This is a genomic window from Nitrospirota bacterium, assembly GCA_004296885.1.
Lineage (GTDB): Bacteria > Nitrospirota > Nitrospiria > Nitrospirales > Nitrospiraceae > SYGV01.
Window position 1 is genome coordinate 123199 of sequence record SCVN01000016.1, and the last position, 13577, is coordinate 136775.

General features: G+C 63.3%; 14 protein-coding genes. 13 read left to right on the plus strand and 1 reads right to left on the minus strand.

Translation table 11 applies throughout. The annotated features are described in order from the left end of the window. Position 1 precedes the first annotated feature (1 nt). The 7 genes from EPO61_09535 to EPO61_09565 all read left to right on the plus strand — a co-directional run bounded on the left by EPO61_09535 (position 2) and on the right by EPO61_09565 (position 7064). On the plus strand, positions 2-3193 hold the full coding sequence (locus EPO61_09535; GenBank protein TAJ08338.1) for an EAL domain-containing protein: 3192 nt from the start codon (positions 2-4) through the stop codon (positions 3191-3193). 54 nt (positions 3194-3247) lie between these two features. Continuing rightward, positions 3248-4342 (plus strand): chemotaxis response regulator protein-glutamate methylesterase, encoded by a 1095-nt coding sequence (locus tag EPO61_09540; GenBank protein TAJ08339.1) that lies wholly within the window; start codon positions 3248-3250, stop codon positions 4340-4342. 598 nt (positions 4343-4940) lie between these two features. After that, positions 4941-5204 (plus strand): hypothetical protein, encoded by a 264-nt coding sequence (locus EPO61_09545; GenBank protein ID TAJ08340.1) that lies wholly within the window; start codon positions 4941-4943, stop codon positions 5202-5204. A 385-nt stretch (positions 5205-5589) separates the two neighbouring features. After that, the gene (locus EPO61_09550; protein TAJ08341.1) at positions 5590-5916 is read left to right on the plus strand and encodes a hypothetical protein; all 327 of its coding nucleotides are present in this window, start codon (positions 5590-5592) and stop codon (positions 5914-5916) included. 35 nt (positions 5917-5951) lie between these two features. Then, the gene (locus EPO61_09555; GenBank protein ID TAJ08342.1) at positions 5952-6365 is read left to right on the plus strand and encodes a hypothetical protein; all 414 of its coding nucleotides are present in this window, start codon (positions 5952-5954) and stop codon (positions 6363-6365) included. A 115-nt stretch (positions 6366-6480) separates the two neighbouring features. Next, positions 6481-6672: a hypothetical protein gene (locus EPO61_09560; GenBank protein TAJ08343.1), complete on the plus strand. Its 192-nt coding sequence runs from the start codon at positions 6481-6483 to the stop codon at positions 6670-6672. 152 nt (positions 6673-6824) lie between these two features. After that, on the plus strand, positions 6825-7064 hold the full coding sequence (locus EPO61_09565) for an RNA-binding protein (protein TAJ08344.1): 240 nt from the start codon (positions 6825-6827) through the stop codon (positions 7062-7064). A gap of 89 nt (positions 7065-7153) precedes the next feature. On the opposite strand, the gene EPO61_09570 is transcribed toward EPO61_09565, so the two are convergent. Beyond that, entirely contained in the window at positions 7154-8521 is a 1368-nt protein-coding gene (locus EPO61_09570; protein ID TAJ08345.1) for a DUF3365 domain-containing protein, read from the minus strand. Between the two features lie 176 nt (positions 8522-8697). Here EPO61_09570 and EPO61_09575 point away from each other — a divergent pair, with 176 nt between their 5' ends. The 6 genes from EPO61_09575 to EPO61_09600 all read left to right on the plus strand — a co-directional run bounded on the left by EPO61_09575 (position 8698) and on the right by EPO61_09600 (position 13570). Then, complete coding sequence (locus tag EPO61_09575; protein ID TAJ08346.1) at positions 8698-9795, plus strand: deoxyhypusine synthase; 1098 nt, start codon at positions 8698-8700, stop codon at positions 9793-9795. A gap of 48 nt (positions 9796-9843) precedes the next feature. Further along, positions 9844-10212 (plus strand): peptide chain release factor-like protein, encoded by a 369-nt coding sequence (locus EPO61_09580; protein TAJ08347.1) that lies wholly within the window; start codon positions 9844-9846, stop codon positions 10210-10212. Between the two features lie 133 nt (positions 10213-10345). Then, positions 10346-10942, plus strand: a complete 597-nt coding sequence (locus EPO61_09585; GenBank protein TAJ08348.1) for a hypothetical protein — start codon at positions 10346-10348, stop codon at positions 10940-10942. An 88-nt stretch (positions 10943-11030) separates the two neighbouring features. Further along, positions 11031-11309: a hypothetical protein gene (locus EPO61_09590; GenBank protein ID TAJ08349.1), complete on the plus strand. Its 279-nt coding sequence runs from the start codon at positions 11031-11033 to the stop codon at positions 11307-11309. Positions 11310-11353: 44 nt separating this feature from the next. Continuing rightward, the gene (locus EPO61_09595; GenBank protein TAJ08350.1) at positions 11354-12790 is read left to right on the plus strand and encodes an aldehyde dehydrogenase family protein; all 1437 of its coding nucleotides are present in this window, start codon (positions 11354-11356) and stop codon (positions 12788-12790) included. A 204-nt stretch (positions 12791-12994) separates the two neighbouring features. Continuing rightward, positions 12995-13570, plus strand: a complete 576-nt coding sequence (locus tag EPO61_09600; protein ID TAJ08351.1) for an arginine decarboxylase, pyruvoyl-dependent — start codon at positions 12995-12997, stop codon at positions 13568-13570. The last annotated feature ends 7 nt before the right edge of the window (positions 13571-13577 follow it).

Below are 13577 nucleotides of genomic sequence, written 5' to 3' on the forward strand. Positions count from 1 at the left end.
CGTGGCAACACGACTCTTGCAAGGGCGCTATGCCTGGCAGTCCGGTCTCGTGGTCCTGCTGGCCGCGGTCACCCTCGTCACCGCGGCCGCCTGCCTCGTCTATGTTCAGCACCGTCTTCTCGTCGATGCAGGCGAGCGTCTGGCTGTGGCCGCTGCCGACATCGCGGACACGCTGGACCGGGTTCTCTTTGAACGGTACGGCGACGTCCACATGATGGCCGATGCCTTTTCCGGCAAGATGCACGATGCCGCAGCCTTGACCCAGTACCTCAATCGGATGAAAGAGCGCTATCTCCTCTACCGATGGCTCGGAGTCACCGATGCGCATGGTCGCATTGTGGCGGCCACCGATCCGGGCAGTGTGGGGCTAGATCGGAGCGGAGAAGCGTGGTTCCAGGCTGTTCGCGCCGGACGGAGCGCGCACGTGACGGACTTTTCGACGTCGGAAGAGACCGGCGCGGCCAGGACGGTGGGATTTTCCGCGCCGATCTTCGATGCGCACGGCACGTTCCTCGGCGCGGTGACCACACGCGTAGGGCTGTCCGAATTGGAGGATATCTGTGCGCGGAACATTGCCAGGCTGAAGGAACAGTTGGGCGGAGCGGGGACGATCGAATGGCAGTTTCTTCGCCGCGACGGGGTGCTGATCGCCGATTCCCTGTTGCGGGAAGAAGGCAAGGCCAATCTCCAACAGCTGCAGGTGCCGTCGGTGTTGCTGGGCCTGTCGGGAGCGACGGGCTATGTTGAAGAACCCCACGAGCGTCGGGGCGCGCCGGTGGTGACGGGCTACGCCCGCACCGAGGGGTACGCGGATTTTATGGGGCACCACTGGATCATCCTGGTCCGCATGGATCGGGAGGAGATTCTGGCTCCGATTCGCGCGCTGCTGTGGCGGCTGGGGGTGGTGGGGACGTTGGTGGTCCTGCCGATCCTCGGTTTTCTGTACTGGACCGTCAGGCGTCTGAGGCAGGAATGGACCGTGAGCGAAGGACGGGCCACGGCCATTCAGACGCTGGAAGCGACCATGAGAGAGCTTGCCTGCGAGCCGGACCTCGACGTGTTGTTGACGCGGATGACGGAGGAGGCCCGGACGCTCACCGGATCCCAATATGCCGCGCTGGGCGTCTTCGATGAAACGGGAGGGGAGCTCGCGCGATTCATCACGTCGGGGATGGACGAGGCGCTCAAACAGCGAATCGGGAAGATGCCGGAAGGCCGAGGCCTGCTCGGGCATCTGGCGGAGCAAGACGGCGTGCTCCGCGTGAAGGACCTGACCCGGCATCCGGCCTCGGTGGGGTTCCCGGACGGCCATCCGATGATGCGCAGCTTCCTCGGCGTGTCCGTGCGCGTGCACGGCCGGATCATGGGACGATTCTACCTGACCGAAAAACAGGGCGCCGATGAGTTTACGGAGTTGGATGAGCAGATTATGTCCACGCTGGCCCTGGCGGCCGGCGCGGCGATCGAGAAGAATCGACTGATCATCGGGCTCCGGTCAGCCGAGAACCGGTCCCGCACGCTGCTCGAATCCACGAGCGAGGGCATTTACGGGATTGATCGGGAGGGGGGCTGCATTTTTATCAACAAAGCCGGCGCCGCGATGCTCGGCTATCGGCCGGAGGAAGTCCTGGGCAGAAGCATGCATGCGCTGCTCCATCACAGCCGGGAGGATGGCTCTCCCTATCCGGACGAGGCCTGTCCTATTTTCAAGGCATCCCAAGCCGGCGTTGCCTGCCGGGTGGATGATGAGGTGTTTTGGCGGAGGGACGGGACGGTGTTCCCGGTAGAGTACTCGGCCGCGCCCCTCTCCGAGCATGGGTGTGTCGCGGGGGCGGTCGTGGCGTTCACCGATATTGCCCGGCGCAAACAGGTGGAGGCGCAACTCAACGACCTGGCTCACTATGATGCGCTCACCGGCTTGCCGAATCGCCGCCTGTTCACGAACCTGTTGCCGAAAGCACTGGCACGCGCCGGCAGGTCGAAACGGATGGTGGCCTTGCTGTTTCTGGATCTGGATCGCTTCAAACTCATCAACGACACGCTCGGCCATGCCTGCGCCGATCTCCTGCTGAAGGCGTTTGGCGCCAAACTGCAGGGCTGTGTGAGGACGACGGATACGGTGTCCCGCCTGGGGGGCGATGAATTCACCATCATCCTTGAAGACCTTCCCTGTTCGGATGAGGCCGTGCTGGTGGCCCGCCGCATCCTCGACGCGCTGATGCTCCCGTTCACGATTGAAGGGCGCGAAGTGTTTGTCGCCAGCAGTATCGGTATTGCACTGTTTCCCTCGGACGCCAAGGATGCCGACAGCCTCATGGTCAACGCCGATGCCGCCATGTATGCCGCCAAAGAACGCCGGGGATCGTTCCAGTTCTATGCGCCGGACATGAATAATAGGGCGGATGAACGGCTGCGGTTGGAAACGGGGCTGCGGCATGCGCTGCAACGGCAGGAGTTCGTGCTGCACTACCAGCCCCAGATCGATGTCCGGAGCGGGAAGATTGTCGGCGTCGAAGCCCTGGCCCGCTGGCAGCATCCGGACCGTGGGCTGGTGCCGCCGAACGATTTTATCCCCTTGGCCGAAGACACGGGCCTGATTGTGCCGATCGGCGAATGGGTCCTGCGCACGGCCTGCGCGCAAGTCAAGGCCTGGCAGGCGAGCGGGCACCCGCCGCTGCGCCTGGCGGTCAACCTGTCGAACCGGCAGTTCCTGCAGCCCGACCTCGTCGAGATGATCCGCCGCGTCGTGCAGGAAACGGACTTTGATCCGCACTGCTTGGAGTTGGAGTTGACCGAAAGCCTGCTGATCCGCAATATGGAACGGACGATCGACGTCTTGCAGTCGTTGCATGGGCTGGGCATTCGACTGTCGATCGATGACTTCGGAACCGGATATTCCTCGCTGGGCTATCTCAAGCACCTGCCGGTCAATGCCTTGAAAATCGACCAGTCCTTCGTCCGGCATGTCACCACCAGCGCCAAGGATGCCTCGATCGTCAAGGCGATTATTGCGCTGGCGCGCAGTCTCCAGATGGAGGTGATCGCGGAGGGCGTAGAAACGGAACAGCAGGGAGCCGTCTTGCAAACGGAGCAGTGCTTCGAAATGCAAGGCTATTATTTCAGTCGCCCGGTGCCGGCCGGCGATCTGGCCGCGTGGCTGACCCAGCGCGAGGGACATGCGTTGGTGTCGTGACGCGACGGCGCGAGGCGTACCCTGGGGTTTGCCGGGCGGGCAAGGGAACGGAACATGGCGAAGATCAGGGTTCTGATCGTGGACGACTCGGCGCTGATGCGGCAAATTCTGACGGAATTGCTGTCGCAAGACTCCGAGATCGAGGTGATCGGGACGGCGCCGGATCCCTACATCGCGCGCGAGAAGATCAAGGCGCTCCGTCCCGATGTGCTGACGCTGGACGTCGAGATGCCCCGGATGGACGGGCTCACGTTCCTGGAAAAGCTGATGGTCGGCCACCCGATGCCGGTGGTCATGGTCAGCTCCCTCACCGAGACCGGATGTCAGACGACCCTCCGGGCGTTGGAGCTGGGGGCGGTGGATTTCTTTACGAAGCCCAAGATCGACCTGCGCGACGGCATGGAAGAACAGGCGCGGAACTTGATCGCCAAGGTCAAGGGGGCGGCCTGCGCCAAGGTGTGGCGTCTGGGGCGGCGCGGCGACACCGCGACGGGGCGATGCGGCGCTGGGGCGAGCCCCACATCCCCCCGGCCCCCTGTCTCCGCATCGGGTGTGCCGACGGCCATGCTCAAGACCACCGACACGATCATTGCCGTGGGGGCGTCGACCGGCGGAACCGAGGCGATTCGGGAGCTGTTGCAAGACCTGCCGCCGAACATGCCGCCGATCGTGATCACCCAGCACATGCCCGAAAAGTTCACCCGGACGTTTGCCGATCGCCTGGACAGCCTCTGCCGGATTTCGGTGAAGGAGGCGGAGGACGGCGACAGCGTCCTGCCCGGGCATGCGCTCATCGCCCCGGGGAACTACCACATGACGCTGACGCGGAGCGGAGCCCGCTATTCGGTTCGGCTCAACCAGGAGCCGCCGGTGAACCGGCACCGTCCTTCGGTGGACGTGATGTTCCAGTCGGTGGCGCAACACGCGGGCGGCAACAGCGTCGGCGTGATTCTGACCGGCATGGGGGGAGACGGCGCGGCCGGACTGCTCGAGATGAAGCGGGCCGGCGCGTATACGATTGCGCAGGATGAGGACAGTTGCGTGGTGTTCGGCATGCCCAAGGAAGCCATCAAGATGGGCGGCGTGGACAAGATCTTGCCTCTGTCGCAGATTCCCTCGTCCGTCATGGTTTACGTCCGCACGCAATAACTGCGTGGAAGGTCCGATGATGTCCGCATCACAGGCGAGGCAGACATGAAAGATTTGCCCGGCGTGCTCTATATCGGGTGAGGCGCAGGCTTGTTGGGAGGCACGGACCGTCGATTGCACGGAGGCAAGTTGAAGCGATCGTGCCGCACCTCGGAGCGTCAGCCGATGCCTGGCCGCAGCCAGCCGGTGACGAACCGACCGTCGACTTGCCAACACGGAAATATAAAACCGCACGGAATCATGGCCTTACAGCACCACTGCGTACGACCAGCATTGACGCCGCTGCGTTCTGCCTGTAGTGTGAACGCGTAATGTGTTGAGCCTCGCTGACTGTCCTATCCCTCGCGCTTCTGGTTTCTTCCTGCGCGTCTGATTCCCCAGTCTCCGCCGCTCCTCGGTCGGGCCTCTCTGAGGCGTGATCGTCATGGGTAACCACTAGGTCCCAGGGTATTCGCATTTCTCGCTCCGGCATGGGAATGGAGGCGTATGTCTGCCTCGTCAACCGTCCGTTTGGGGGCAGGAACGTCGAGAGTGCTGATCGTGCGGCGGTAGCAAGGGGCGGAACCACGTTCGAGTCCACACAAGGGAGGTAGGCACCATGAAAAGCGTATTCCACATCAAACAATCGGTCTTCGTCGCGTCACTCGTGCTGATTCTGGGGAGCGTCGCGTGGCCGACGCAAGCCGCGGAACCGTTGAGCGGGCTCGGCCTCGTGGCGTCCGGTGCAGTCGAAGATACGCTGCCGGCCTGTCTGGCCAGAATTCCCAAGGACGCCAGCGCCGGTCAACGCATGTTTGCCGAGGAAAGCTGCAAGCGGGACGAGGCGGCCCGGGCATCGTTCCAAGCCGTGCCCGGTCGCTGAGCACGCGCGTTGCCTCCTGCTGGTGAGGCCAGGCACGTGGCCGTGGGGCATCTTGTGCTGAGGAGAGGCCGACAGGCGGCGGATCTTCCTGTGCCGGCAGGCTCCGAGGGCACGTGTGTCGTCATGCTTTGTTGGGGCGGCGGCAGAAAGGGCAATCGTGAACGATGCGCAGATGATAATTCCCTGGATCACGCACCATCCTTTGTCGGCCTCCGCCATCCTCTTTGGTGGGGCCATAGGTGCGGTGTTGCTGTACACGTATGTCTATGACTATGGAATGCTGACCCATCGAGTCGCGGCTGTGGCGGGCAGACTTCCCGGTGACGCATCGGGATCGTCCCTGGCCGAGCCAAGTGTGGCGACGTCGCTGAAAGGAGTGCCAGTCATGAAACTCTCTACGATCGTGCTGACAGGGCTCGTGTTGGTCGGGACGGCCTCGCTGGTTCTGGCGAATCCGGCGCTGCTGCCCAAACATCCCGGCTATCCGGCTCGCGGGAATGCCAATGATGCAGGGCAGGTCAACCTGACGCAGACGCAGTCCCTCAAGGCTTCGGCCGCGTCGGAGGATGCGCATACGGGCCAGGCGCTCGCGGACTCGAATAACGGCAGAAAGCTGCAGTCGCAAGGCGCCGGCCGACTGCCGACGGTGCAAGGACCCAACATCAAAATCATGCCGCCGGTCGCCGAAGCAACGCGCATGCCCAAGAACTAGCCGTCGATTCGCGCAAGAGGAAGGCCGTTCTCCGAATGGCTTTTCCCCATACGCCACGGTCCGGTTGCAGGGGGCCCCGCAACCAGACCTCCATCTTTCGGCCTCACATCAAGGAGCAGGACATGATGCACACGACACGTATCGCGGTAGGAATCGCCATGGGAGTAACATTGGTCGTGGGCGGGCTCGTCTGGAGCAAGGACCGAGGCCAGGATAAACAGGAGGAGAACAAGCAGGTGGTGGCGATGGCGACGGTGGCCACCGTCACCGTCGAGCAAGCCATCAAGACTGCGCTCGAGAACTTTCCCGGCAAGGTGATCGAGGCCGAGTTGGGGAAGAAACAGGACAAGACGGTGTGGGAAGTTGAGATCCTGACGGCCGAGCAGGGCCTCATGGTCGTGCATATCGATGCCGGCTCTGGCTTGGTCATCAACACCGAGGAGAAATAGGCCGGACCAACTCCGACGCCTGCAGTGTGGGCAGGACCTGCGGGCGTCGGAAAGCCATAGCGCTGCCGCAGGACAGGATGATCCCCAGTTTGCGGGAACGACGAGGAGATGGGTGATGACACCCGAAGAGCGCATCGCGAATATGACGAAAGCGATCCAGCAAGCCATCAAGGTGATGGGGGATCGGTTCGGATCGACGGAAGGCGACGTTGCGAGGGCGATTGAGGCGCTGAAGGTCTCGCTGCAGGCGTCATCGGACCAGGCTCCCAAACCGCCTGCCCAGCCAGTCGGCCAACCGATCGGATAGCACGTCACGAACAGGACCGGTCGGACTCGTGTGCGCGCGAGCCGAATCCGGCGGTCTCAAGCAACCGAGCGTGGTGAACATCTTCACGCAGTCCTCAGTGTACCCGAGGTCTGCACCGGAGCAGTGCCGAGGCGCGCTCGATGGGGAACGTCATGGCGGAGAGGATATATGTGGGGGGCTTGTCGGACCTCGTCACGGACAAGCAATTGGGCGAACTGTGTGCTCCGCACGGGACGGTCAAGTCGGCGCTTGTGATCACCGATCAGTGGACAGGCAAGTCACGCGGGTATGGGTTTGTCGAGATGGGATCGGCGGAGGAGAGTCAAAACGTCGTCGCCGCGCTCAATGCCATCCTGCTGGAGGGGCAGAGGCTGCGATGTTTCTTGGCCTAATCCGATGCCGGTGCCGCAGACCGTCTGCCGTCGAATCTCGTCGGGCGCGGCGCCGTGCCCGACGTTGACACAGTCTGGCAGGCACGACGTCAGGCGCTCGGCCGTATGTCATTCAGGTCGGGCATAGTGATCAACAGGCGTTGGTCGCCGGTCTGTCCGATGATGGACAGGGCCGCCTGAACCAGGAACCGCCGGCCGCTTTTTCGCAGTCCCTGCAGTTGCACGGCCAGAGGTTTCCCCGAAGTCCCTTGCGGGTCGGCTTCCTGCCGAAGTTGGGCCACGACGCGCAGCCAATCCGGCTCGGCGATCAAGAGGGTGATCGGTTTTCCCGCAACCGCAACCGCGTCGTACTCAAATCCTTGCAACGCGGGTTCGTTGATCGCCTCGATGCGGCCGTCCGGCTGAGTCAGAATGATGGGCATAGGGGAAGCCTGGATCAGCCCCCTGGCGCTCTGTTCGGTCTTCAGCCATGCGTGTAAGGTCCGTTGCAGCAAGGCGGTGCGTTCAGCCACTTGCTCCTTGAGCTTCACGTTTGTCCATTGCAACTCGCCGTGCTGCCGCTTGATGATCTGTTCCATCTCGGCAAACGCTTTCCACAAAGACTTGACCTCGTCGCGTGACTCCGAGCCCCGCGCGCCGTGGGGTTCGGTCGAAGACGGCAGTCCGGTCGATCCGGTTAGCAGTGTTTTCATAAGCCGGGTGAGCACGCCCAGCGGCTTGGTCACAATCCGGTGCACCCCGTACCAGATCACGCCCACGAGCAAGATGCAGATGCCCGCCCCCCACATCAACAGCATGCCTTCGTCTCGGCGCACTTTGATGAGCCAGGACTCGATGGGGATTTGGATCTCCATGCCGCCCATCAGATCGTTCAATTGGAAATCATGCTTGGGGCTGTCGGGGTGTGCGTTGTGGCAGTCGACACAGACTTGCGCGGAGGCGAAGTCGCCCTTCATGAACCGCAAGGTCCGTTGTCCGTTGACCACTTCGATCCGGCTGAAGACGCCGTCGCGGTGCTGGGAGAGATAGGCGAAGCTTTCCTGCTGAAACGGATCGCGAAGGCCCTGGTTCTTATTGATGGGCCAGGGGCTCAGGAGTGCCGCGGTGTAATGCTTCTGGCTGTCGCGGATCGCTTCGGACACTTCCCGCAGAAACGTGACCGGCAGGGGAACGGCTCCGGGCATGTCATGGTAGCGATCCGTCACCGCGACGCCGTTTTGCGCGATGAGGGGAATCACGACCGTGGCATAGTAGGTCCGGTCCGCCATGATTTGGGTGGCAACCATCTGCGCCTGTTGCCTGACGGACTCTTCCACCCTGGCCATATCGCGGTGCCAGGCAAAGTACCATTCGAGGGCGAGGACGAATCCGGCAATGATCGGGAGGAGCAGAATGACGAGCTTGGTGCCGACGGACCGTTCACGCACCCATTGAAGACCGGGAAGGGGCATCAGCATTCACCACAGGTCTGCGATGCATCATCGCAGGTTCCGGTGTATTGTCAAGCGAAGACACGGTAACGAGCATGACCCTGCGGTGCGGCGTTGGGTTGAATTGACGCGCAGCAGAGGGGTTGTGTATAAGGAATGTACGCGCCGCAGTGTGCGCAGCAGGACTCGAGGAGCAGCTGTCTATGCAACCGCGAGAGTTTCACGACGGGGCCCAAGACGGGCTTGAAGCGCTGGAGTCGCTCGATCCCGAACGCATCCGATCGTTTTCGGACCTGCTGGTCGCGATGCGGAAGACCGCGTTCGGCGGGCGCCGTCTCGGCGAGGCGTTCGAGGTGCTCTGGGCCATGATCGAAGACCCGGACTGCCATGTCGTGCTGACCCTGTCCGGCGCGATGACCATCGCCAAGATGGGCAAGATCATCAGCGGCATGATCGATCACGGGATGGTCCAGGCCGTGGTGTCGACCGGCGCGCTCATCGCGCATGGGCTCAGCGAGTCGGTGGGGAAGACCCATTACCGGCACGATCCGGCCATGACCGATCAGGACCTGTTTCAGAAAGGCTACAACCGCGTCTACGACACGCTGGAGATGGAATCCAACCTGAATTATGTCGAGCAGGTCGTTTCGCGGACGCTCAAGCGGATTTCTCCCGATCAACTGCTGTCGTCCGAGATGCTGACCCGCGAGTTGGGCCAGACCCTGGTCGAGGAGCATGAGGGAACCGGCATCCTCAAGAGCGCCTACATCAAGAACGTGCCGGTCTATATCCCGGCGTTTACCGATTCCGAGATGGGGCTCGACGTGGCGACCTGGGCGATGGGGCGGGCGCTGGATCGGGCCCGCAGCCAGGCCAAGGACGATGCCGCGGTGCTGCGCGCCTTGCACCAGGTGCAGCCCTCCTTCAATCCCTATCTGGACTTGAACAGTTATGCCGACCGGATGCTGTCCGCCAAGCGGCTGGGCATCGTGACGATCGGCGGCGGGGTGCCCAGGAATTGGGCCCAGCAAGTCGCCCCCTACGTGGAGATCAGCAATGTCCGGTTGGGCCTGGACGTCAAGCCGCCGCGCTTCCAGTACGGGGTCCGGATCTGCCCGGAGCCGGATTACTGGGGGGGGCTCAGCGGCTGCACCTACCAGGAAGGCATTTCCTGGGGGAAGTTCGTGCCTCCCGAGGAAGGCGGCCGGTTTGCGGAAGTGTTGAGCGATGCGACGGTGGTCTGGCCGCTCTTGATGGTGGGCCTGCTGGAACGATTGCGTCACAAACCGGCCCAGTCCTGAGCCGAGCCAAGCGGTACGCGCCTGGCGGGACCCTCGATCCGGATGAAGATGCCCGCACCACGCCCTGTCCCACCCCCGTACAGTACCGACCCGGCGCGGTTGGCGCGCGAGGTGGTCGTGGAGACCTGTCGCGCCGGGGGGCCCGGCGGCCAGCATCGCAACGTGACGGATTCGGCGGTGCGGCTGCTGCATGTACCCTCGGGTGTGCAGGTGACGGCGAGCGAGTCGCGCTCGCAGCACCGCAACCGGGCGGTGGCCTGGGAGCGGCTGATCGCCAGGCTGGAGCGGTTGAACCGGGTGCCGGCCAAGCGGGTACCGACACGGCGGTCGAAAGGCGCGGTCGAACGTCGGTTGGCCGAAAAGAAACGGCGCCAGGCGGCCAAGCGGCTGCGCACCACCGCGCGAAACGAAGAATAACAGACGGTACTAAGGCAGCGGTAACAGGGGACACGTGAAAAGAACAGAACCGACGACATTGTCAAAACCCCGCCTACATCCGAGGCGGCCACGGTGGCATGGCTCCCTGTGCCTTGTGACGGTTGTCCTCTTGATGACCGCAGCGGACGTGCGCGGGGAGGGCCTGGATTTTCTGCTGCGCGAAGACGGCCGGCTGCGAGGCAACGTCAAGGCGCCGGTGACTCTCATCGAATATTCCGACTTCACCTGCGGGTTCTGCCAAAAGTGGTTTCAGGAAACCTGGCCGCGCATTCAGGCCAAGTATGTGGACACCGGCAAGGTCCGGTTTTCCTATCGGGACTTTCCGAGGGCGTTCCAGGGGCCGGGACTGGACGGGGCGCTCGCATCCCGTTGTGCCGGCGAGCAGAACCGGTACTGGGCCATGCACGATGAGTTGTGGGGCGACCGGCGGCTCGGCGCGGAAGACCTGCAACGCCACGCCAAAGCTATCAAGCTGGATCTGCCGGCCTTCTCCAAATGTATGCGCGAAGAGCGCCACACGGATGACATCTTTCGGGATCGGGCGGAGGGGACGATTTTGGGTTTCCGGGGGACGCCGGGATTCGTTCTTGTTCGGACCGACTCGTCCGAGAAGGATCCGCCGGTGGTCATCCCTGGCGCCTTCCCGTTCGACGTGTTTGAGGAGCAGATCGATCGCCTGTTGGGGGAAGGGGCAAAAGGGAAGCGTTGAGTCGGCTCGGGAGTTGAATTCCCTGCGCGGGGAGCCTATGCTCTCCGGCAGGACCCGCATCATCGCGGGAGCACATGGGAAAGGAATCATGGCGCACGAACAAGCATTTTGGCCGGTCGAATGTGGAGAAGGGGAGCCGGATTTGCTGGTCTGCATGTCCTGCCTGAGCGAAGTCTTTCGGCGCAAGGTGCCGATGCCGGACTGTCCGACCTGCCACGGGGTCTCCACGTATGAAGCCTTTACCGTGGACTCGATCCAGGATTGGGGGACCGACGAACTCATTGCCAAAGCGCGGGTGGCGCAACAGGATGTGAGTCTGCCTCCGGTCCAGACCAACGACTTCTCTGCGGTCGAATTACCTGAATAACGGGTTGCCTCCGGGCCTGTTCCTGGGGGTGCCGTGAGGATGCGATGGGCGCGCGTCCGTTCCTGATCGGCCAACAGTGGCGTTCCTCGGCCGTGACCGCTTCCGTGCGGAACCCGTACACAGGCGCGCCGGTGGCGGACGTCTGTTTGGCCGGGAAGGCGGAGGCGGACGAGGCCATTGGGGCGGCGATGGTGGCCTGTACCTCCATGCGACGCCTCCCGTCGCATGCCCGGGCCGGCGCGCTGAACAAGATCGCGGAAAGCCTGACCGTCCGGCGCGAGGAGTTCGCCCGAACCATCACTGCGGAAGCCGGCAAACCGATCGCGGATGCGCGACGGGAAGTGGGCCGGGCGATCCAGACCTTTGTGATCGCGGCAGAAGAAGCCAAGCGGTTGCCCGGCGACGTGCTCCCCCTGGACCTGACTCCCGGCACAGACTCCTATCTCGGCATCACCCGGCGCGTGCCGATCGGCCCCATTCTTGGAATCTGCCCCTTTAATTTTCCGCTGAATCTCGTCGCGCACAAAGTAGCGCCGGCCCTGGCTTGCGGCAACCCGATTGTGGTGAAGCCGGCCCCCCAGACCCCGCTCACGTCCCTGCTGTTGGGCGAGGTGATTCTGGAATCGGGGCTCCCCCGTGGGGCCTTCAGCGTCGTGCCCTGCGACAATGCCGTCGCCGAGCAGATGGCGATGGATCCCCGCGTGAAACTGCTCAGCTTCACCGGCAGCGCGGCCGTGGGCTGGATGCTCAAGGCCAAGTGCGGGACCAAGAAGGTGGTGCTGGAGTTGGGGGGCAATGCCGGCGTGATCATCGAGCCGGATGCGGACCTCGAGGTGGCGGCCCAGCGCTGTGCCACCGGCGGCTTTGCCTATGCCGGGCAGACCTGCATCTCGGTGCAGCGGATCCTCGTGCACGAGGCGGCCTATGATCGGTTCGTGCAAGCGCTGCTCGATCGCGTGGCGGCGCTGGCGGTCGGGGACCCGTCGGATGACGCCACCGTGATCGGTCCCTTGATCGACGAAGCGGCGGCCCGCCGGGTGGAAGCCTGGGTGGCCGAAGCGGTGGCGCAAGGCGCATCGTTGCTGGCGGGCGGGCGGCGAACCGGTGCGCTCGTGGAGGCGACGGTGCTGGCCGATGTGGCGCCCGACATGAAAGTTTCCTGCCGGGAAGTGTTCGGGCCGGTCGTGACCCTCTCCCGGTACAAGCGCTTCGAGGACGCGCTGGAGGCGTTGAACGATTCCGAGTTCGGCCTGCAGGCCGGAGTCTTTACGAGGGACGTGGACCGCATTTTTCGCGCCTACCGCGATCTGGACGTGGGGGCCGTGCTGGCCAACGAAATTCCCACCTTCCGGGCCGACCACATGCCCTACGGCGGCGTGAAAGCCTCCGGGCTCGGCCGCGAGGGGGTCCGCTACGCCATCGAGGACATGACCGAGCTCAAACTGCTGGTGCTCAATCTGAAAGATTCCGGGCCGATCTGATGTCCTGCCCGGCCTCGCGGTCTGTGTCTGGCCGCCGGTCTGAAAAAAACTTTCCCGCCGTATTGCGGAAACCTCGGCAAATTGATACAACTGCGACCCTGTGCGTCTGTATCAATGGCGTGGCGTTCGGCCGTTCTGCGAAGACGGAAGCCGGGGCTGTGAGCCTGGGCTTCTGTGCCGATCATGAGGCAGGAGGGAGTCACGATGGTTCCATCGCATATGTTCCTGACGCGGGGCGTGGGAGTCCACAAGGAAAAGCTCTCGTCGTTTGAGCTGGCCTTACGGAGCGCCGGGGTTGCCTACTGCAATCTCGTGACCGTCTCCTCCATTTTCCCGCCGGAGTGCAAAATCATCCCGCGCAAACGGGGCGAATCCCTGCTCAATCCCGGTGAAATCACCCATTGCGTCATGGCCCGGTCGGAGACCAACGAACGCAACCGGCTGGTGTCCGCCTCCATCGGCCTGGCCATCCCGACGGATCGGCGCATCTACGGCTATCTGTCCGAACACCATGCCCACGGCGAGACGGACGAAGAGACCGGCGAGTACACGGAAGATCTGGCGGCGCAGATGCTCGCCACCACGTTGGGCATCGAGTTCGATTCGAACCTGGCCTGGAAAGAACGGGAACAGGTGTTCAAGATGGGTGGCAAGATCGTCCGGACCATGAACATCACCCAGTCGGCGATCGGCAAGGCCAATCGCTGGACCACGGTCGTGGCCTTGGCGGTGTTTATTCCGCTCGAAAACCTGCCCAAGAAAACGCGTTCCCGGAGGTAAGCCGGCC